Source organism: Streptomyces sp. S.PNR 29, assembly GCF_030386795.1.
In the GTDB taxonomy this organism is placed as follows: Bacteria; Actinomycetota; Actinomycetes; order Streptomycetales; family Streptomycetaceae; genus Streptomyces.
Window position 1 is genome coordinate 183,137 of sequence record NZ_JANUQM010000008.1, and the last position, 19,086, is coordinate 202,222.

The window sequence follows — 19,086 nt, forward strand, 5'->3', positions numbered from 1 at the left end:
CCGCTGCATCCCGTCGGTACCGTCGTGAGAGCTGCTTGACCTGGGGATATTTACGAGTAAGTACCCGCGCGGTACCGTGGGGGCATGCCAGCTCTGAACGTGGAGTTCAGCGACCGCGAGCTAGAGGATCTGCGGCAGATCGCCAAGGAGCGCGGTACGTCGATGAAGGCCCTCGTGCGGGAGGCGGCCGCCGCCGACATAGCACGGCACCGGGCGCTGCAGGAGGGCGCGGCGGCGTTCCGCCGGTTCTTCTCGACCCACGCCGACGAGTTCGCCGCCGCGTTCCCCGACGACGAAGCGACCTCCAGGAGCGAGGGACGGGTCGCCTGACCGATGCCGCCCGTCCTGCATATCGACGTGCCCTGGTTGCTCCAGCGGCACGAGGAGGTCCTGCCGGACCAGCCCACGATCAACGACTTCTCCGCGCTGGTCGCCGCCGTGGCGCGCCATCGCGTCGACCCGCCCCGTCTCGGTGTGAACTCCGACCCGGCCTGGCGCGCCGCCGCCCTGCTGCACACCCTCGCGGTGCTGAGGCCGCTGCCCTCGGCCAACGCCCGCTTCGCCTGCGCGACGGCCGTGGCGTACATGTTCGTCAGTGGCGTCGGCATCGACCCGCCCTACGGCGCCCTCGTCGACCTCGCCCGGGACCTGATGGACGGCAAGACAGACGTCTACGGCGCGGCGGACCGGCTGCGCTCCTGGCAGATCTGAGGCCCCTCGGCTTCTCGTCGGCTCGCCCCTGCTCTTGGGGCCGCCGACCGAGGGCGGGAAGAACGGGGTCGGCGGCCCCCTCTTCGCGCAGGAGAGCCGCCGTCCTGCGCGGGGCCTTGCGAGTAGGGCCGGTGCCAGTGCACTACGCGGCGGTGCACGCCGGGAGCGTGTGCGGTGTCCGGTTGCGTGCGCGTGTTTCACACGGGGCGCGTGGAAAGTCGCGAAAGCCGGTGCGGGACACGTGAGTTGGTCACCGATCTGACTTTCCTTCAATGATGCGGAAGTTGCGTAGGCGCCTTGTTGGCCCTGAGTGAGTTGTGCAAGAGTGAAGCACACGTGCGGGGGGTAAAGCCGGGTGTCGCACGCGCGTTTGAACCGGGTTCGATTCGCCTCAGCGAATTCTCGCTCCCCGCAGCTGCGCCGAAAGGGACCCGTCGGTCAGGGATCCTTTTCGGCGGCCGGAACGTCTGTGCACGTGCGCGTGGGAAGGAAACATCTCAGTGCCCACCCCCCACCCCCCTCGTCCTGCCTACCCCCCGTCCGGCGGGGACCCCGGGGACTCCGACGAATCCCTCGCCGCCCGGCTGAGAGGCCGACCGGAGGGCGAGTCCGCCCATGCCGTCGCCCTGTTGATGGCGCGACACTGGCAGGCGGTGCATGACTACGCGGTCATCTGCCTCGCCTCGTCGGCAGACGTCGCCGACATGGTCACCGCGGCTGCCTTCCGCCGGCTCCTCGACCGGCTCGCGCTCGGCGAGTCGGCCGTCGCCTTACGCCCCCGGCTCCTGCTGGCCGTGCGGGACACGGTCCGGGAGTGGTCCGCCGACGACCGGATATCGGGCGTTCTGCCGGATCTGCAGAAACCTGCCGGCGGTCGTGGTATGCGCGCGGCGAAGTCCTTGACGCCGGAAAACCGCGTCCTGGCGGAACGGGCATTCCAGTCCCTTCCCGGACTCGCCCGCTGTTTGCTGTGGCACACGGAGGTCGAGGCCGAACCCATAACCATACCGGCCGGTCTGTCGGGCGTGGACGCCGAGACCGCGTCGGTCATGCTCGAACAGGCGCGGGATCAATTCCGCGAGGGGTGTGTACATGCCCACCGGGAACTCGCGCCGACCAAGGACTGCCGCTTCTACAACCGCCTCCTCGACGTCCCCATCCGCCGCGGGGGCGCCCTGCTGCCGGATGTCCAGCAGCATCTCGCGGAGTGCCGCTACTGCCGTCACGCCGCGGACCAACTGAACCACTTCGAAGGCGGATTGGGCGCGCTGATCGCCGAGTCGGTGCTCGGCTGGGGCGCCCGCCGCTATCTCGACTCCCGCCCGGACCGCGCGGCGCGCGGTGAGTGCCCGAAGGGTGCGGCCCGGCACAGACGGCGGCCGGGTGGCGGCCCCGTCCGGCTGCTGTCGCGGATCCCCGCGCCCGGACGCCGGATCCCGGGTGAGCCGCGCTCCTCCCGGGCGGTGCTCCGGGGCGTCAGCGCCGCCTCCGCCGGGGTGTTGGTGACCGTGCTGGTCGTCAGCCTGCTGTCGCCCGGCGGTGACGGCGCCGACCCGGCCGCCTCCACCAGCGCCGTCGGCGGCAGCGATACGGCGCCCGGCACCGTCTCGCCGACCCCGCCGGACACGGCCGGGCTGCCCACGGCGCCGGGGCAGACCCGGCTGCGCAATGTCGCCGCCGACCTGTGCCTCGACATCCGGGGCGAGGCGAAGGCTGGGGCGAGCGCGAAGCTGGCGGTGTGCTCGGCGGCATGGACCCAGCAGTGGAGGTACGAGGACGACGGGCTGCTGCGCAGCGTGGCCGACCCGGAGCTGTGCCTGGACTCCCACAAGGACGCCGGTGTCGTGATCCTGGGGGAGTGCGCCGACGAGGACGCCAAGCGGGCCGACGACGTGCGCTACGACCTGACCGTGCAGGGCGAGTTGCTGCCCCGCTGGGAGGAGCAGCTCGCCCTCACCTCCACCACCCGGGACCCGGACGCCGACATCGTCGTCAAGGTACGCGACGGCTCCCCCGACCAGAGCTGGCGCACCGACTCGACACCGGTCACCGCGGGGTCGCTGTCCACCACCGGCAAGGGCGCGTCGGCGGGGCCCATCGAGCGGGCCGACGCCTAGGCACTGTCGTTTGGATCATCCCGGCGTCGCGGGGTCTGGCCTGGCCGCCGGCCGCAGGCCCCGTCACTCCTCGATGAGGTCGGCGGAGCCCAGCGTGGTGGGGGTGGTGTGCCCGGACAGGGCGAGGGTGAGGTCGAACTCGGCGAGCAGGCAGCGGATCACGTGCTCGACGCCTGCCTGCCCGTCGAGACCGAGGCCGTAGACGTACGGGCGTCCGACGAGCACTGTCCGCGCACCCAGCGCGAGCGCCTTGAACACGTCGTCGCCCGTGCGGATGCCGCTGTCGAACAGGACGGTGAGCCGGTCGCCGACCGTCTCCACCACGCGGGGGAGCGCGTCGGCCGCCGCGACGGAGCCGGCCACCTGACGGCCGCCGTGGTTGGACACGACGACACCGTCCATTCCGGCGTCGGCGGCGAGACGGGCGTCGTCCGGGTGCAGGACGCCCTTCAGGACGATCGGCCCGTCCCAGTTGTCCCGCAGGAACGCCAGGTCCGGCCAGGTCTTGCCGGGGTCGCCCTGCACGCCGATGAAGTGCATCACCGCCGCGGTCAGGTCCTCGTGCACCGGCTTGGCCAGGCCCGCCTGGAAGGCCGGGTCCGTGAAGTAGTTGGCGGTGCCCACCCCGTGGAGGAACGGCAGGTACGCCTGGTCCAGGTCGCGTGGCCGCCAGGCGAGCAGCGGTGTGTCCAGGGTGACGACCAGGACGCTGAACCCCGCCGCCTTCGCCCGCTCCAGGAAGCTCCGCGCGACCTTCTGCTCCTTGGGCCAGTACAGCTGGAACCAGCGCTCGGCATCACCCATCGCCTCCGCGACCTGCTCCATCGGCGTGCTGGACACCGAGGAGAGGATGTAGGGCACACCTTGCGCGGCGGCGGCCCGGGCCGCGGCGGGCTCCGCGTCGGGATGCATGATCGACAGTACGCCGACCGGCGCCAGGGCCAGTGGGGCGGGCAGCCGACGGCCCAGCACCTCGACCGACAGATCGCGGTCGCGCACGTCTCGCAACATGCGCGGCACGATCCTGCGGCGCTCCAGCGCGGCCCGGTTGGCGCGCGTGGTGCTTCCCGTGCCCGCGCCGCCCGCGACGTAGCCGACCGGGCCGGGGCCGAGCCGGTGCTCGGTGAGTGCCTCCAAACGGGTCAGATCGGTGGGGAGCCGGGGTACGGCTCCCGTCGTTCCGTTCAGGTAGATCTCGTGCTGGAAGTCCGCCCAGTGCGTGGCCATGCCCGGGTCCGCCTCTCGTTGTCCAGCTAGCGCCACACCGACGATACTCACGAGTAGACGGCGGTCCGTCCCTGACACGGGCCCTGTGACAGGGACGCCAGGGCCGTCAGGGCCGCATGACCGACTCCCGCAGGATCCGGGCCAGTTCACGCGGCTGGGAGAACATCGGCCAGTGTCCGGTGTCCATGTCCACCCGCTCCCAGCGCTCGCTCTTCAGCAGGTCGGCCACGGCGTCCAGCGGCTCGTCGCCGTCGAGCAGGCACTTGACGTAGGTCGCGGGCAGCTCACCGAGCGGGCGTGTGAGGACGGCCGGTTCGGTCAGCGTGGCGCCCGGGTGCGGGGTCGAGCCGTTCACGATCCGGGATATCTGCTCGTCCGTCAGGCCCTGGCCGGCGTAGTGGTCGGCGGTCACGATCGGCCAGAAGCCACCGTTGTCGGCGATCTCCTGCCGCACATGGTCGCTCGGCCAGCCCGACAGGAACGACTCCCCGTCCACCGGCACGTTCGCGTCGACGAACACGATCCGCGTCAGCCGGTCGCCGATCCGCTCGGCGGCCTGACCGACCGGTACACCGGAGTAGCTGTGCCCGACGAGGACGACGTCCCGCAGATCGAGGCGCTCGACCTCGTCGACGATGTCCTGGACATGGGTCTGCTGCCCGGCGGGCACACCCTGTTTCTCCGCGAGGCCGGACAGGGTCAGGGGGTGGACGGCGTGCCCGGCCGCGCGCAGCTCGGCAGCGGTCTCGTCCCACGCCCACGCACCGAGCCGGGCACCCGCCACCAGTAGGAAGTTGGTCATGCCCGCAAAGTAGCGGACGGGTCTGACAACGACGCGTCACCACAAGGGGCTTCGGCGCGGCCGCGGCGGGAACGGATGCCGTTGCTCCTCCTTCACTCGTCGTCCGCGTCCGGTCCCTGCGCCCGCACTCGCTGGACGTGCTCAAGGGACTCCCGCAGCTCGGTGAGCCACTCGTCGGCGTGCCGCTGGACCAGCCGGACACACCAGGCGAGGGCATCGCTGCGGCTGCGGGCGACCCCGCCGGCGATCAGGGTGTCGAGGACCTGGCGCTCGGGCTGACGCAGCCGGGTCATGACGGGCGCGGCCACATGCGTGAACAGGGCGCGCCTGTCGCCGCACTCCACGCCCCAGGAGACCTTTCGCCGGAACCGGTGTTCCGCTTCCCGGGCCACCGCCATGCGGGCCTCCCGCGTGCGTTCCCGGAACTCCTGGATGCGGCCCTGAACGGCTCCCTCGCGCTCGGCGGCCGAGGCGTCCTCGGCGAGCCGGGGCTCGGGGATACGGCCGATCACGGTGATCTCCTCGCGGTCGACCGTCACCTCGGACAGCTCCTCGAAGAGGTCGTCGGGCAGTCGCCCGGCGAACCATCCGCGCAGTTTCTCGTTCTGCTCTGTCGTAATCATGTAATGACGATTACTCCACCGGAGCATGAACACAAGGGGGCGCGGGGTGGTCCGCCGAGAGCTCAACCGGAATGTTTCAGGCCTATTAACGAGGGCGGGGGAATCTGCCAGATGGCCGGAATGCGCGAGGCGGAACCGCTCAGTTCCGGGATTGGAACGTTCGAATTCCGTAACTTCACGCCACTGATTCAATACGGCACGTTACTGAAACCTGTGGGGTCGATGTGAGTTTCCGCAGCGGACTCGGCAGACTCCCGGTCGCCGGCCCGGCACCGACCGAGCACGGACCGGCACCCCGTTGAATCAAGCGGAAGGATGCACACAATGCGGAACACCGCGCGCTGGGCGACGACCCTCGGCATCACGGCCACCGCCGTCTGCGGGTCCCTCGCCGGGGCCGCCCTCGCCTCCCCGGGCGCCGCCCCGGCGTCGCTCTACGCTCCCTCGGCCCTGGTGCTCACCGTGGGGCACGGAGAGAGTGCCGCCACCGTCACTCCGGACCGCGCGGTCACCCTGACCTGTGCCCCGCGGCCCTCCGGCAGCCACCCGGACCCCGTGCGTGCCTGTGCCGAACTGCGCGGCACCGAGGGGGACTTCGACGCCCTGACGGCTGAGGACGGCGTGCTGTGCACCAGGGAGTACCAGCCTGTGGTCGTCACCGTCGACGGCGTCTGGCAGGGCCGGCGCGTGTCGTACGAACGCACCTTCTCCAACGAATGCGTGAAGAACGCCCACGGGACGAGCGTCTTCACCTTCTGAGGGACCGGGACCGTGCGGTCCTCGTGACGTCGGGAGCGGCTCGCGGATGGGGAGTGCGAGCCTTGTCACGGGGTCCCGCGGTCTCGCACCGGGGTCGGCGGGCGGAGTGGGGCCGCCCGCCGGCCCCCGGGTCACTCGGGCTCGCTGGGAATCGCCGGCAGCGGCGGGAAGCGGCCCAGCAGCCCGGATACCCGCAGCAGGCGGCGGATGTGCGGATCGACGCACACGATGCGCAGCCGGCCGCCGCGCCGCCCGGCCCGCGCCTCGGCCCGGCACAGCGCCCTGAGGCCCGAACAGTCGAAGAAGTCCACGCGCCGCAGGTCGACCAGCACGTCCGGCTCGGGCCGGGCGGTCGCCGCGTCCAGATGCTCCGCGAGCAGCTCCGCGGTCAGCAGGTCGATCTCACCGGCCACCTCGACCACGGTGTACGGGCCGCTGACGCGGGTGCGGGCATGGGGATTCGCCACGGGCGGTTCGGCTCCGGGCGAGCCCGCGGCCGTGCCCTCGGCCGCCCCAGGGGCGCTGCCGTTCGCTTCCGGCCTCATGTCCGTTCCATCTCGGCAGGGGCAAAGTTCGAGCCCGGTAGCTACCCCGGGAGCGCACGAGTCATCCCTGCACTGCCGCCCTTCAGGACTGATTCACCCGACCCGGTGAACTACTGCCGGGAATCCCGACTCCTCCGGGAGGCGCCGTCGGACGGGCGGCCGGAGTCGTCGCCCCCGGTGGTCCTGGCCCGGTGGCTGGTGTCGCACCAGGGGTAGCGGCGGCTGCGGCGGCAGGTGCACAGGGCCACCCGGAAGCGGTCGGAGGACACCGTCGTGCCGTCCTCCAGCTCGACTTCCACGGGGCCCTCGACCAGAAGCGGGCCCCGGCGCTGGACGGTGATCCGGCGGGGGGCGTCAGACGGGGAGTTCGGCACGGACGACCACCAGCTCTTCCTTGTCGTCGGCGGCGGACAGCAGCCCCCGCTGTCGCAGCCAGCGTTCCCGGCCGCGCAGCACGGGACCGAACGCGATCCGGCGACGCCGGGTCACCGAGGCCTTCAGTCCGGCCGCGCGCAGGTGCCCGAGCGTCCGGTCGGGGTCGCTGAGCGCGGACTGCACGATCAGCAGCACGCCTCCGGGGCGCAGCACCGCCGGGGCCTCTTCGCAGATCCGGTCCAGGACGAGCCGCCCGTCGCCGCCCGCGTCCCAGGACCGGGCCTCACCGCGCGGCCGGGCATCGCCGCCCGGCGTCGGCACGTACGGCGGATTGGCCAGGATGAGGTCGAACGACTCGTCCCGCACGGGCGCGAAGAGGTTTCCGCGCCGGACGCGGACCGAACGCCCGGCCAGCGCGGCGTTCAGCCGCGCGGTGCACACCGCGCGCCACGACACGTCCACCGCGGTCACCAGGCCTCCCCTCCGCGCGGCCTCGATCGCCAGCGCGCCGGTCCCGGTTCCCACGTCGAGGACGCTGGCGCCCGGGGGAAGCGGTTCGTCGGACAGGGCACCGGCCAGCAGCTCGGTGTCCTCCTGCGGGGGGTAGACGCCCGGTAGCACCAAGTGATTCACCACGCTCAGGTACCCCGGGCCTCAGGAAATATGGAATATTTCGGGTGATTCGGCTGCAAGGGGTGTCCGCAGGGAGGAGCGGGCCGCATGCCAGTCGGAGAGCAGACGGGCGGCGAACCGGTCCTCGACGTGTCCGGTGGCGTCGATGCCGAAGGCGACGTCCGGCGCGAGATGCGGTTCATCGGCCAGCAGGCCGCCGATGACGTCGTTGCGGACGACCTGTTCGTGGACGGCGTCCGCCTCCACGTGTTCGTCGTAGAAGTGCTCGGCGGCGGGCCCGGCGCCCGTGCGGCGCATCGCCTCGGCGAGTCGCCGGGAGCCCGGCGAGGAGGTGACCTCGACGGCCGCGAAGTGGCCCACGAGGGCGCCCCTCAGGGCCCGGTGCAGGCCGAAGAGGGACATGAGGTTCACCGTGGCCAGGGCCTCCGCGGGCGCGGCGTCGAGGTAACGGCCGTACGTCGTGTCCAGGCCCAGGTCCTCCATCAGGTCGGCGAACAGGCGGGCGTGCACCCGGTCCGCGCGGCCGCCGCCGTACTCGTCGAACTCCACCGCCGCCATCGCCGCCTTGGCCCTGCCCGTGAGGCGCGGCAGCACCCAGGCGTGCGGGTCGGCCTCCTTCAGGTGGTACAGGGAGCGCTGGGCCGCGTACTCGCGCAGCTGCCACAGTTCGCCCTCGTCGCGCAGGTAGTGCGTGACGCCCGTGCCGTCGACGGGTTCGACCAGGATGTCCCCGAGCGCGTCCTCGACGCTGTCGTGGACCTTGGTGTCCGTGCGCAGGGCGGACAGGAAGGGGCGTTCCAGCGCCGCGCGGGTGCGCAGCAGGTCCGGGTCCCACTCGCGGTCGGGGGAGACGCCGGCGAAGCCGCGGTAGTGCAGCTCGTAGCACAGGTACAGGGCGAGCTGGAGGTCGTCGCCGTACGCGGGCGCGTCGGCGATGTGCTCGGGGCCGGGCAGTGGGCCCGTGCCGAGCAGGTACTCCTCGACGGCTGCGGAGATCGGGCCCCGGGCCGACGGCAGCCGTGGTCCTTCGCATTCATGCGCCATGCGCCCCGGGTACCCGGGCGGCGCCGGGCCACCCGCCCGGGTGGGGCTGCCCCGGAGGGTACGGGTGCCGGAGCGGATGGACGCGCCGATCTCCGAGACCGACGGCGGGGGCAGGCCGGTCGCGGCCCACCTCTGAAGGTCAGCTCGTGGCGGTCGCGATGCGCAACGGCACCGGATCCGGGGGGTCGGCGGAGTGGGCGCTTTCGTCGAGGCGGCTGACCTGCGCCCACCAGGACGGTCCGTCCTCGATGTGGCGCAGCAGAACGCCCTCGCGGATCGCCCAGGGGCAGATCGTCACCGTGGTGAGCCCGGTCAGTTTCATCGCCGTGTGCCCGACGACCGCGCCGGCCAGGCTCTGCTCGGCGCGCGGCGCGGAGATGCCGGGCAGGCGGGCGCGTTCGGCGGCGGGCAGGGCGGCCAGGCGGTCGATCGCCTGCCGCAGGTCCGAGCGGTGCAACTGCCGCTCCACGAACGGGCCGTGGCGTCCGGGCGCGGCTCCGCACAGCCGGCCCAGCTGCTGGAAGGTGCGCGAGGTGGCCACCGCCGTGCGCGGTCCCTCCCAGCGGATCCGGGCGGCGACGTCCCGCAGCTGATGGCGGACCTTGCGGCGCAGCGCCCGCACCTGCTCCGGCGGAGGCGGGTCCTGGGTCTGGAAGAACTCGTGGGTCAGCCGTCCCGCGCCCAGCGGCAGGGAGGCCACGAAGTCGGGCAGCCGGCCGCGGCCGAAGGCGACCTCCAGGGAGCCGCCGCCGATGTCGAGCAGGGCGAGCGGCCCCGACCGCCAGCCCATCCAGCGCCGGGCCCCGAGGAAGGTGAGCTCTGCCTCGACCTCCCCCGGCAGAGTGCACAGGTCAACCCCGGTGCGGGTTCGGACCGTGTGCAGCACCTCCTGGCGGTTCGGCGCGGAGCGCACCACGGCGGTGGCGAAGGCCAGGGGGTCGGCCGCGCCCCACCGGGCCGCGGTCCTGCTCGCATCGGCGACCGCGTCGACGAGCCGCTCGACGGCCTCCTCGGGGACCGGTCCCCCCGGTTTCACCTGCTCCGACAGCCGCAGACGCCACTTCGCGGTGTGGACCGGCAGCGGCACCCCGCCCTCCGCGTCCGCCACGACCAGCCGGACCGTGTTCGATCCCACATCCACCACGCTGATTCGCATGGGCCGTGGGTACCCACTTCGGGGGCGGAGCAACGGTGTACCCGCGGTTACGGCCGAAACGTCACCACAGCAGCGAAAAGGGGCCGCCGTGTCCCTGCGAGCGGCGGCCCCTGACCGATCCGGACGGTCACATGCGGACGACCGGCGCGGCCGAAGTGTCCTGCTGCGGCACTCCACGCCGGTGTAGCAGGAAGGTGATCAGCGCGCCCGCGGCGAAGAAGCCCGCCGACCACCAGAAGGCGGTGGTGCAGCTCTCGATGGGCGCTTCACCTGCGACCAGCGCAGTCCTGAGGCTCACGCCATCTGGCGGCGCACCAGTTCGTGCAGCCGGCCGCTCGTGTCGGCGAGCAATTGCGCCGGCGGGCCCTGCTGGGTGACCTTGCCGTCCTCCATCACGACCACGCGGTCGGCGTCCAGCACCGTCGACAGGCGGTGCGCGATGACGATCCGCGTGGCGTTGAGCTTGCGCGTGGACTCGATCACCGTGCGCTGCGTCTCGTTGTCCAGGGCGCTGGTCGCCTCGTCGAAGAAGAGGATGCGCGGCCGCCGGATCAGCGCCTGGGCGATCATCAGCCGCTGCCGCTGGCCACCGGAGATCGCCCCGCTGCCCGAGACGATGGTGTGCAGTCCCATCGGCATCCGCTTGATGTCCTCCGCGAGCCCCGCCATCTCGGCCGCCGCCATCGCCTCCTCCGGCGTGTACGGCTCGGTACCGCAGATGACGTCCAGGATCGAGCCGGTGAACGGCTGCGCGTGCTGGAGCACCACTCCGCACTGCCGCCGTACGGCCGACTGGTCGAGGGCCGCCAGGTCCTGACCGTCGTACAGGACGCTGCCCGACAGCGGCCGGTCGAAGCCGATCAGCAGCCTGAGCAGGGTCGACTTGCCGCAGCCGCTGGGCCCGACGATCGCCACGAACTCGCCCGGCCGCACCTCGAACGACACGTCGTCCAGGACGAGCGGCCCGTCGTCCGAGTACCGGAAGGAGAGCCGCCGTGCCTCGACCGCCCCCGACAGCGGACCCGGCCGGGTGCTCGCCGTGCGCACCTCGGGCGTCGCCTCCAGCACCGGCGTGATCTCCTCGAACAGCGGCAGCGCGGCCACCGCCGAGACGAACGCGCCGGTCAGCTGGGTGACCGAGGTCAGCACCATCGTCACCGAGGTGTTGAAGGTGAGGAACGCCGCCGCCGACATCGAGCCGCGCGCCGGCCCCGCCAGCAGCATGAACATCAGCAGCGAGCACAGCGGCAGGTACACCGCGCCCAGCACCGTCGTCAGGTTCTTGATGCGCCCCACCTTCTGCTGGAGCTCACGGCTGCGCGCGAACTGGGACGCCCAGGCCGCGTAGGCGTAGTTCTCGGCCGCCGCCACCCGCAGCTTCGGCAGACCGCGCAGCGTCTGGAACGCCTGGTTGTTCAGCTTGTTGGAGAGCACCACCAGCCGCCGCTGCCAGCGCACCTGCCACAGTCCGAGCCCGAGGAACACGGCGGCGATGACGACGAGCATGCCCATCGCGGCCAGCGCCATCGGCACGCTGTACCACAGCAGCAGCGCCAGGTTCATCGCGCCGACCGTCACCGACTGGGCGATCACCGGGCCCACTCCCGCGAGCAGGCGGCGGATGGAGCTGATGCCCATGGCCGCGCTCGCCAGCTCGCCGGTGGAGCGTTCGGTGAAGAACTTCGTCGGCAGACGCAACAGCCGGTCCCACACGGCCGGCTGGAGCGTGGCCTCGATACGGCCCTCCAGCCGGAGGATGGTGAGGTTCTGCAACAGCATGAACGCCGCCGCCACCACGCTGCTCACCATCACCGCCAGGCACACCTGCACGATCAAAGCGGTCTGCGCCTTCGGCACGAACTCGCCGAGCACCTTGCCGGTGGCGATCGGCACCAGCGCGCCGATCGCCACCGTCACCAGGCCGCTGATCAGCAGGTTCGTCAGATCAGCGCTCGTCCCGCGCATGCTGAACCGCATGAGCCTCAGCGGGCTGAGCCGACGCTCGGGCAGCGGGCGGTAGAACATCACCGCACGCGGCTCGAACTCCTCGGCATTGGCCTTCTCGATCGGCGTCTCCCGCCCGGTCGAGGGATGTACCGCCACGTACCCGCCGCGCCGCCACAGCAGTGCCACCGGCGCTCCCGACAGGGCCCGGTGCCCCACCAGCGGCCCGACGTTGTCCCGCCACCAGCGGCCGTCCAGACGCACGGCCCGGGTGCGGACGCGCGAGGCCACCGCGACCCGCTCGACCGGATCGAGGCGGTCGCTGCCCGTGCCGCTCTGCGCGGGCTCGGCGAGCGTGATCCCGGCGGCCTGGGCGACCAGCTTGCACGCCGCGTACGTGGCGTCGGCGTCGGCGGTCGTCGTGCGCTTGGACGATCGCTTCCCGATGGACGCCAGCAGCGTCCGGTCGGCCTGGGCACGGACCGCCTCACCGGCCTTGATGCCCTCGGCCGTACGGTCCTCGTGAGTCCGCTCCAGCTGCTCGATCCAGCGGTCCAGCGTGGTCAGCAGCCGGTACTGCTGGTCGACCATGGACTGCCACAGCGCCGGGTCCATCAGCAGGTCGGCCGCCGCCTCCGCGCCGTACAGCGAGCCGTACTGCACGCTGCCCGGCGGCACCTGCATCCAGAACACGTCGTCATCGGTGACCTCGGCGGCCCGCTCGGCCATCGGCGCCTGGAAGAGGATGGACAGGCTGCGGCCGACGCCCAGGGCGAGGGCGTACTCCAGCGGACTCGTCGTCGGCGGTACGTACTGGGGGTTGCCGTACTCGTCGTACGACCACGTCTGTGTGTCCGCCGGCTGGTACAGCTCGCGCAGCCCTATGCGGTGCACGACACAGTCCCTCAGCGGGCGTGCCACCAGCGTGTGCTGTGGTCCGGCGACCGGGCCGAGCAGCAGCGAGCCCGCCTCCAGGCGGCCGAGGTGGTGCCAGTGGCCCTGCTCCTCGGCGTCGACCGCGAACAGGTCCACGGCGCCCGACGCGACGAGCCACAGCACCTGCGGCCCCTCCAGGTCGAGGCGGCTGAACCCGGCGCAGTCGATGGGCGTGCCCACGGACCCGAGCGCCTGGAGAACGAGGTCCCCCTCATGGACGGAGGTCATCTCACCGCTCCCTGACCAGAGCCGCGTACGCGCCGCCGCGCGCCACCAGCTCCTCGTGCCGTCCGCGCTCCACGATCGTGCCGTGCTGGAGGACGACGATCTCGTCGCTGTCGCGCACGGTGCTGAGCCGGTGCGCGATCACCACGCAGGCGCAGCCCCGCTTGCGCAGGTTGTCCATGACGATCTGCTCGGTCTCCGCGTCCAGCGCGCTGGTCACCTCGTCGAGGACGAGGATGCTGGGCCTGCGCACCAGGGCCCGCGCGATCTCCAGCCGCTGGCGCTGACCGCCGGAGAAGTTGCGGCCGTCCTGCTCGACCTTGCTGTGGATGCCGCCGGGGCGGCGCATGACGACGTCGTACAGGGCCGCGTCCCGCAGCGCGTCCACCACGGCGTCGTCCGGGATCGACGGATCCCACAGCGCCACGTTGTCGCGGACGGTGCCCTCGAAGAGGAACACCTCCTGGTCGACGAAGGAGACCGAGGCGGCCAGAGCGCCGCGCGGGATGTCCTCGATGCGCTGCCCGTCGATGCGGATCACGCCCTCCCAGGGCGCGTACAGCCCCGAGATCAGCCGGGACACCGTGGACTTGCCGCTGCCGGAGCCGCCGACCAGCGCGACCTGCTGCCCCGGACCGACGGTCAGGTCGAAGCCCGTCAGCAGGGGCTTGTCCAGCGGGTTGTAGCCGAAGGTGATGTTCTGCAGTTCGACATGGCCGTGCAGGCGGCGCGTCGACTCGCCGGCGCCCGGACGGCCGTAGAGCGGGTCGGCCTGGAAGTTCTCGACGTCCTTCAGCCGGGCCACGTCGGCCGCGAAGTCCTGGATACGGCCCGCGACACCGTTGAGACGGGTGAGCGGGGCCGTGAAGCGGGTGACGAGCGCCTGGAAGGCGACCAGCAGGCCGACCGAGATATGCCCCTCCACCGCTCGCATGCCGCCGATCCACAGGATCAGCGCGCTGTTCAGCGTCGCCAGCGTCGGCGCGACGATGCCCAGCCAGGCGCTCGGCACACCCAGCCGCTGCTGCTCCTCCAGCGTGGTGGCGTGCTGTCCGGCCCACTTGCGGAAGTAGCCGTCCTCGCCGCCGGTGGCCTTCATCGTCTCGATCAGCTGGAGCCCGGTGTAGGCGGTGTTGGTGAGCCGGGCGGTGTCGGCGCGCAGCTTCGCGGTACGGGTCGCACGCAGCCGGACGACGACCCGCATCGCCACGATGTTCAGCAGCGCCACGCCGACGCCGACGAAGGTGAGCTGTGGGTCGTACGTGTACAGCAGCACCGCGTAGAGCACGACGACCACCGCGTCGACGCCGGCCGCCGCGAGGTCGCGGGCCAGCGTCTCGGCCACGGCGTCGTTGGACTGCAGCCGCTGCACCAGGTCGGCCGGGCTGCGCTGGGCGAAGAACGTCACCGGCAGCCGCAGCAGATGGCGCAGGAAGCGAGCGCTGGAGAGCGTGGAGGAGATGATGCGGCCGCGCAGTAGGTTCGCCTGCTGGAGCCAGGTCAGGACCACCGTGAGCAGCACGCACGCGCCCATCGACGCGAACAGCACGCCCAGCAGCGAGGTCTGACCGCCGATCAGGAACATGTCGATGTAGGTGCGGCTGAGCGCGGGCACCGCCGCGCCGACCACCACCAGGAGCAGGCTCGCCAGCACCGCGGCGGGCATGGTGCCCGCGGTGCCGCGCAGCCGGGCGGGCATCGCGCCCAGGATGCCCGGCTTGCGGCCGCCCTTGGAGAAGCCCTCGCCGGGCTCCATGGTCAGCACGACGCCGGTGAAGCTGCCGTCGAAGTCCTCCATGGGCACGAACCGGCGGCCCTTGCCGGGGTCGTTGATGTACACCCCGCGGCGGCCGAAGCGGCGCCCCATGCCGTCGTAGACGACGTAGTGGTTGAACTCCCAGAAGAGGATGGCCGGCGCCTTCACCTCGGCGAGGGCGGCCAGGTCCATCTGCATGCCCTTGGCCGTCAGGCCGTAACTGCGGGCGGCCTTGAGCAGGTTGCTGGCGCGTGAGCCGTCGCGTGAGACGCCGCAGGCGATGCGCAGTTCCTCCAGCGGGACGTGCTTGCCGTAGTGGCCGAGCACCATCGCCAGGGAGGCGGCACCGCACTCGACGGCCTCCATCTGCAGGACGGTGGGCGTGCGGACGCTCTTGGCCCGGCCCTTGGGCACCTTGCGCTTGGGCGGCGCGGCGCGGCGCCTGCTCCGGGTGTCCGGTGCGGTGGCGGTCACGGCAGCAGCCAATCGACGGGACGCTGGTCGGCCAGCCGGATCGAGCCCGTGGCCATGGTCATGGAGGTGAGGGCGTAGGGCGGCCCGTCCGCCGAGGACCACCGGTAGCCGCTCTTCGTCGCGGAGGACGTGTCGAGGCGCACCGTCACGGCCACCGGCCTGCCCTTCTTGGTGAACTGCTCGCCCAGCTGGCTGTCCCCGAGGAAGGCGGAGATCTGCTGCGCGGACTGCGCGGAGCGGTCCACCGACTTCACGTGGCCGCGCAGCACGCCGTACTCCTGACTCGGCACCGACTGCACCGTCAGGTCGACGGAGGCGTGCGCGGGGATGGAGGCGGCGTTCTCGGCGGGCACGTACACCGTGGCGTACAGCGGGTCCTTGGTGTGGGCGACCTTCTCCACGGCGGCGACGTTCGCGCCGGTCTGGATGATCTGGCCCACGGTGGCGGCGAGCGCGCTGATGCGGCCCGCGTCGACGGTTCGGACGACCGTGTCGCCCTTGGCCGTACGGACCTTCAGGACGGGGGAGTTGGCCGGGAGCCGCTCGCCCTGTCTGGCGAGGACCGCGGTGACCTGGCCCGCGACGGGGCTCTGCAGAAGATAACTGCCCTGCCCGTGGGTGAGGATGGCGGGCGCGCTGACCGTGGAGGCCACCGAGCCGGTCACCGCCCACATGGACGCGGCGACCATCGCGACCACGGTCACGGAGAGCACCAGCCAGCCCTGCGGGCGGGCGAAACGCACCGGGAGGTCGAGTTCCTCCGGTGACTGGAGCTTGGCGAGGGCCTGTTGGCGGAACTGCACGTGGTTTCCCTCACCTGCGGAACACTTGCGGAAAGACTGAGTGACCGGCTCACGTGCCGGTCGGACGACGGCATCCGAGAATCCCGGAACCGCTGGTTGCGGCTCCGGGACCCGTCAGCACAAAGGGGTGCGATCAGAGACCGGCGACCAGGTTGGTGACCGGAGCGGTGTTCAGACCGGTGGCGCCCTCAACGGTGCCGACGGCGGTGTCGACCAGCGGGGAGACCGGGAGGATGCCGTCCACCGCACCGGTGACGGAGTTGACCGCGTTCACGGACAGGCCGCCGGAAACGTTGTCCAGCTCGGCGTCGGCGATCTCGACGGTCTCAACCTGGGGGGTGGAGTTCATGATGGAACTTCCCTTCATATGGATATCTCACAAGGGGGGAGCGGCCCCCTCTGGGGACAGATGGACGGCCGCGACCGCGAGCGCCTGGCGCCCGTCTCCGAGAGCCGTTGGCGGTCCGCGGTGCGATGGATCAAAGCACGCTGCGGGTCCGCGCTTCCAATCAACCACCCGTCTCACCTGCGGAATTGAGTCTCAGGAGCACCGAACCGTGCAGGTCTGCGCACGGCTCGGTGGCGACTTCTTCACATGCGACACGCCGTCAACCCGCCCCGCACGCTTGCCATCCCGGAGGCGAATCCGGCACTCCCGCCCCAAAGGCGTGGCCGACGTCGGTGACCTGTGCGGGCGCGTCGGCTTCGGTGACTGGCTTGGGCATTCGATGTGCAGATTCTCTGAAGCCGGGATTAGGGTCCGTGATCGAGACGGACTGTTACTGATCGGTAGCCGACCGTGTCAGCCCAGTAGGGCATACACCGTGCTCGCGCGTGCCGCGAGTTCCCCCGACTCCTCGGCGGTCAAGGTGATGTCGGCGAACGCCATCCGGCGGCCCAGCTTGGTCAGCACCGACTCGATCAGGACATCCGAACCGGACACCGCCCGCTGGAACGACGTGGACTGCTGAACGGTCGTCATGGGCCCGTAGCCGCCGCGCGCCGCCGACACGGCGATCACCGTGGCGGTGTCCGCTGCGGCCATGAGCGCCTGGCCCGACAGCGCTCCGCCTTCCCGGGCCAGCCGCTGTGACCAGGGCAGTCGCAGGATCGCGCGGTCCTGGCCCACCGCTTCGACGGTGAGGCCCAGGTCGAGGACCCAGGGGGCGAAGTTGGCGGAGAGGATCTTGTCGGCTTCAGCGGTGGTCATCGTCATATGGGGGATTGTTCCCGCCGCCGGCCCACCGGACGCGGCGCCTGGCCGATTCGCAGTGCACATCGGCATACCCGCAAACGGAATTGAACGCCCCGCGCACCCCGTGCGTACCAACAGCCATCCAGGCGCCACAGAACAGCTGCCGAACGGTGGCACGGACCCCGTTCCTCAGGAGGTCGAGAAGTTTGAGTCACAAGCGAATTCCGAAGCGCAAGGCCGCGATCGCGGCGGGCGGCGTGGTGGCGCTCGGAGCGGCCGCGATTCTGCTGCCGAACGCCAACGCGTCGCAGGACGGCGCGTCGGACGACGCCGCCGCGCCGAAGACCCTGAAGGCGGCGGACGCCTCGGATCTCGCCTCGCAGCTCGCCGGGCTCCTCGGTGAGACCTTCGGCGGCTCGTACTACGACGCCGACAGCCAGCAGCTCGTCGTGAACGTCGTACCCGGCGACAACAACAACGTGGTCGTGCAGGCGAAGAAGGCCGGCGCCGAGGTCCGCGAGGTCGACAACAGCTGGTCCGAGCTGAAGGCCGGTGCGCAGACCCTCAAGTCCAAGGCGACGATCGCGGGCACCTCGTGGGCGCTCGACCCGCGGACCAACAAGATCCTGGTGACCGCCGACAGCACCGTCACCGGCGCCAAGTGGGACAGACTGGAGTCCACCGTGCAGAGCCTCGGCTCCGGCATGGCGACCATCAAGAAGTCCGCGGGCACCTTCAAGACGTTCGCCTCGGGCGGTGACGCCATCTTCGGCGGCGGCGCGCGCTGCTCGCTCGGCTTCAACGTCACCGCGGGCGACGGCTCGCCCGCCTTCCTGACCGCGGGTCACTGCGGAGTCGCGGCCGAGCAGTGGTCCGACGCGCAGGACGGCCAGCCGATCGCCACCGTCGACCAGGCGGTCTTCCCGGGCGAGGGCGACTTCGCACTCGTGAAGTACGACGACCCGGCCACCGAGGCGCCGAGCGAGGTCAACCTCGGCGACCAGACCGTCCAGATCTCCGAGGCCGCGGAGGCGACGGTGGGTCAGGAGGTCTTCCGGATGGGCAGCACCACCGGGTTGTCCGACGGTCAGGTCCTCGGCCTGGACGCCACCGTGAACTACCCGGAGGGCACCGTCACCGGGCTCATCCAGACCAACGTCTGCGCCGAACCCGGCGACAGCGGCGGCTCGCTGTTCACCCAGGACGGTCTCGCGATCGGTCTGACCTCGGGCGGCAGCGGCGACTGCACGGTCGGCGGCGAGACGTTCTTCCAGCCGGTCACCACCGCACTGGAGGCGGTCGGCGCGACCCTCGGCGGTGGCGGCGCGGCCGGTGCCGGCGGAGACGCCGGTGCTGGTGAGGAGGCCGGCGCCGGTGAGGAAGCGGGCGCGGGCGAGCAGGCCGGCGGCGAGGAGGCCGGTGCCGGTGAGCAGGCCGGCGCCGGTGAGGAAGCGGGCGCGGGCGAGCAGGCCGGCGGTGAAGAGGCCGGCGCTGGTGAGCAGGCCGGCGCCGGTGAGGAGGCCGGCGCAGGCGAGCAGGCCGGCGGTGAAGAGGCCGGTGCCGGTGACGGTGCGGGCGAAGGCGCCGCGCACGGCTCCGGTCTGACGCAGTAACAGTGAGTCGGCCACCGGTGGGTGAGGACGGCTGACCCGGCCCCACCGGTGTCCCGGAGACCACCGTCGGCCCCACCCGCGGTTCCGGCCGACGGTGAACCGGTCCGGCCCTCCGGCGGGAGGGCCGGACCGTTCTGTTCCACTGCCT

The 19,086-nt window shown here is 71.7% G+C and carries 18 protein-coding genes and 1 pseudogene; 5 read left to right on the top strand and 14 right to left on the bottom strand.

The genetic code is table 11. The features are described 5' to 3' along the window. Positions 1 to 84 precede the first annotated feature (84 nt). The 3 genes from NW895_RS22350 to NW895_RS22360 all read left to right on the top strand — a co-directional run bounded on the left by NW895_RS22350 (position 85) and on the right by NW895_RS22360 (position 2,828). Entirely contained in the window at positions 85 to 330 is a 246-nt protein-coding gene (locus NW895_RS22350; protein WP_289937550.1) for a hypothetical protein, read from the top strand. Between the two features lie 3 nt (positions 331 to 333). Then, a complete protein-coding gene (locus NW895_RS22355; RefSeq protein ID WP_289937551.1) occupies positions 334 to 711 on the top strand; it encodes a toxin Doc in 378 nt (125 codons plus the stop codon). A gap of 500 nt (positions 712 to 1,211) precedes the next feature. After that, positions 1,212 to 2,828, top strand: a complete 1,617-nt coding sequence (locus NW895_RS22360; RefSeq protein ID WP_289937552.1) for an RICIN domain-containing protein — start codon at positions 1,212 to 1,214, stop codon at positions 2,826 to 2,828. 63 nt (positions 2,829 to 2,891) lie between these two features. Here NW895_RS22360 and NW895_RS22365 read toward each other — a convergent pair whose 3' ends face one another. From NW895_RS22365 to NW895_RS22375, 3 genes are all read right to left on the bottom strand, one after another. Further along, entirely contained in the window at positions 2,892 to 4,055 is a 1,164-nt protein-coding gene (locus tag NW895_RS22365; RefSeq protein ID WP_289937553.1) for a lactate 2-monooxygenase, read from the bottom strand. 106 nt (positions 4,056 to 4,161) lie between these two features. Continuing rightward, positions 4,162 to 4,857: an alpha/beta fold hydrolase gene (locus tag NW895_RS22370; RefSeq protein ID WP_289937554.1), complete on the bottom strand. Its 696-nt coding sequence runs from the start codon at positions 4,855 to 4,857 to the stop codon at positions 4,162 to 4,164. Between the two features lie 92 nt (positions 4,858 to 4,949). Further along, positions 4,950 to 5,480 (bottom strand): hypothetical protein, encoded by a 531-nt coding sequence (locus NW895_RS22375; protein ID WP_289937555.1) that lies wholly within the window; start codon positions 5,478 to 5,480, stop codon positions 4,950 to 4,952. A gap of 324 nt (positions 5,481 to 5,804) precedes the next feature. Between NW895_RS22375 and NW895_RS22380 the strand changes: the two genes are divergently transcribed. Next, entirely contained in the window at positions 5,805 to 6,239 is a 435-nt protein-coding gene (locus NW895_RS22380; protein ID WP_289937556.1) for a protease inhibitor, read from the top strand. 131 nt (positions 6,240 to 6,370) lie between these two features. Here the strand turns inward: NW895_RS22380 and NW895_RS22385 are convergent, their stop codons facing one another. From NW895_RS22385 to NW895_RS22435, 11 genes and pseudogenes are all read right to left on the bottom strand, one after another. After that, positions 6,371 to 6,784 (bottom strand): STAS domain-containing protein, encoded by a 414-nt coding sequence (locus tag NW895_RS22385; RefSeq protein WP_289937557.1) that lies wholly within the window; start codon positions 6,782 to 6,784, stop codon positions 6,371 to 6,373. 110 nt (positions 6,785 to 6,894) lie between these two features. Further along, positions 6,895 to 7,158 (bottom strand): CDGSH iron-sulfur domain-containing protein, encoded by a 264-nt coding sequence (locus NW895_RS22390; protein WP_289937558.1) that lies wholly within the window; start codon positions 7,156 to 7,158, stop codon positions 6,895 to 6,897. Next, complete coding sequence (locus NW895_RS22395; protein WP_289937805.1) at positions 7,139 to 7,801, bottom strand: HemK2/MTQ2 family protein methyltransferase; 663 nt, start codon at positions 7,799 to 7,801, stop codon at positions 7,139 to 7,141. Before NW895_RS22395 ends, NW895_RS22390 begins: the two co-directional genes overlap by 20 nt. A 12-nt stretch (positions 7,802 to 7,813) precedes the next feature. Further along, complete coding sequence (locus NW895_RS22400; RefSeq protein WP_289937559.1) at positions 7,814 to 8,836, bottom strand: iron-containing redox enzyme family protein; 1,023 nt, start codon at positions 8,834 to 8,836, stop codon at positions 7,814 to 7,816. 139 nt (positions 8,837 to 8,975) lie between these two features. Beyond that, on the bottom strand, positions 8,976 to 9,992 hold the full coding sequence (locus NW895_RS22405) for a Ppx/GppA phosphatase family protein (protein ID WP_289937560.1): 1,017 nt from the start codon (positions 9,990 to 9,992) through the stop codon (positions 8,976 to 8,978). 127 nt (positions 9,993 to 10,119) lie between these two features. Next, positions 10,120 to 10,272: pseudogene (locus NW895_RS22410) on the bottom strand (MFS transporter); the annotation flags it as partial. A 14-nt stretch (positions 10,273 to 10,286) separates the two neighbouring features. Beyond that, the gene (locus tag NW895_RS22415) at positions 10,287 to 13,100 is read right to left on the bottom strand and encodes an NHLP bacteriocin export ABC transporter permease/ATPase subunit (RefSeq protein ID WP_289937561.1); all 2,814 of its coding nucleotides are present in this window, start codon (positions 13,098 to 13,100) and stop codon (positions 10,287 to 10,289) included. A gap of 1 nt (position 13,101) precedes the next feature. Then, positions 13,102 to 15,327: an NHLP family bacteriocin export ABC transporter peptidase/permease/ATPase subunit gene (locus NW895_RS22420; RefSeq protein WP_289937562.1), complete on the bottom strand. Its 2,226-nt coding sequence runs from the start codon at positions 15,325 to 15,327 to the stop codon at positions 13,102 to 13,104. Beyond that, the gene (locus NW895_RS22425; protein ID WP_289937563.1) at positions 15,324 to 16,130 is read right to left on the bottom strand and encodes an HlyD family efflux transporter periplasmic adaptor subunit; all 807 of its coding nucleotides are present in this window, start codon (positions 16,128 to 16,130) and stop codon (positions 15,324 to 15,326) included. The genes NW895_RS22420 and NW895_RS22425 overlap by 4 nt, the downstream gene beginning before the upstream one ends. Positions 16,131 to 16,263: 133 nt before the next feature. Beyond that, positions 16,264 to 16,479, bottom strand: coding sequence for a type A2 lantipeptide (locus tag NW895_RS22430; protein ID WP_289937564.1), 216 nt, complete (start codon positions 16,477 to 16,479; stop codon positions 16,264 to 16,266). A 453-nt stretch (positions 16,480 to 16,932) separates the two neighbouring features. Continuing rightward, entirely contained in the window at positions 16,933 to 17,346 is a 414-nt protein-coding gene (locus tag NW895_RS22435) for a PaaI family thioesterase (RefSeq protein WP_289937565.1), read from the bottom strand. A 185-nt stretch (positions 17,347 to 17,531) separates the two neighbouring features. Between NW895_RS22435 and NW895_RS22440 the strand changes: the two genes are divergently transcribed. Further along, positions 17,532 to 18,938 carry a S1 family peptidase gene (locus NW895_RS22440; RefSeq protein ID WP_289937566.1) on the top strand — a complete coding sequence of 469 codons (1,407 nt, stop codon included), beginning with the start codon at positions 17,532 to 17,534 and terminating at the stop codon, positions 18,936 to 18,938. Positions 18,939 to 19,086: the final 148 nt, after the last annotated feature.

What these genes read in the sequence shown, in the direction of transcription:
- NW895_RS22350 (WP_289937550.1), top strand. Translation starts at nt 85, where the DNA reads ATGCCAGCTCTGAACGTGGAGTTCAGCGACCGCGAGCTAGAGGATCTG.
- NW895_RS22355 (WP_289937551.1), top strand. Translation starts at nt 334, where the DNA reads ATGCCGCCCGTCCTGCATATCGACGTGCCCTGGTTGCTCCAGCGGCAC.
- NW895_RS22365 (WP_289937553.1), bottom strand. Translation starts at nt 4,055, where the DNA reads ATGGCCACGCACTGGGCGGACTTCCAGCACGAGATCTACCTGAACGGA.
- NW895_RS22370 (WP_289937554.1), bottom strand. Translation starts at nt 4,857, where the DNA reads ATGACCAACTTCCTACTGGTGGCGGGTGCCCGGCTCGGTGCGTGGGCG.
- NW895_RS22375 (WP_289937555.1), bottom strand. Translation starts at nt 5,480, where the DNA reads ATGATTACGACAGAGCAGAACGAGAAACTGCGCGGATGGTTCGCCGGG.
- NW895_RS22380 (WP_289937556.1), top strand. Translation starts at nt 5,805, where the DNA reads ATGCGGAACACCGCGCGCTGGGCGACGACCCTCGGCATCACGGCCACC.
- NW895_RS22385 (WP_289937557.1), bottom strand. Translation starts at nt 6,784, where the DNA reads ATGAGGCCGGAAGCGAACGGCAGCGCCCCTGGGGCGGCCGAGGGCACG.
- NW895_RS22400 (WP_289937559.1), bottom strand. Translation starts at nt 8,836, where the DNA reads ATGGCGCATGAATGCGAAGGACCACGGCTGCCGTCGGCCCGGGGCCCG.
- NW895_RS22405 (WP_289937560.1), bottom strand. Translation starts at nt 9,992, where the DNA reads ATGCGAATCAGCGTGGTGGATGTGGGATCGAACACGGTCCGGCTGGTC.
- NW895_RS22415 (WP_289937561.1), bottom strand. Translation starts at nt 13,100, where the DNA reads ATGACCTCCGTCCATGAGGGGGACCTCGTTCTCCAGGCGCTCGGGTCC.
- NW895_RS22430 (WP_289937564.1), bottom strand. Translation starts at nt 16,479, where the DNA reads ATGAACTCCACCCCCCAGGTTGAGACCGTCGAGATCGCCGACGCCGAG.
- NW895_RS22435 (WP_289937565.1), bottom strand. Translation starts at nt 17,346, where the DNA reads ATGACGATGACCACCGCTGAAGCCGACAAGATCCTCTCCGCCAACTTC.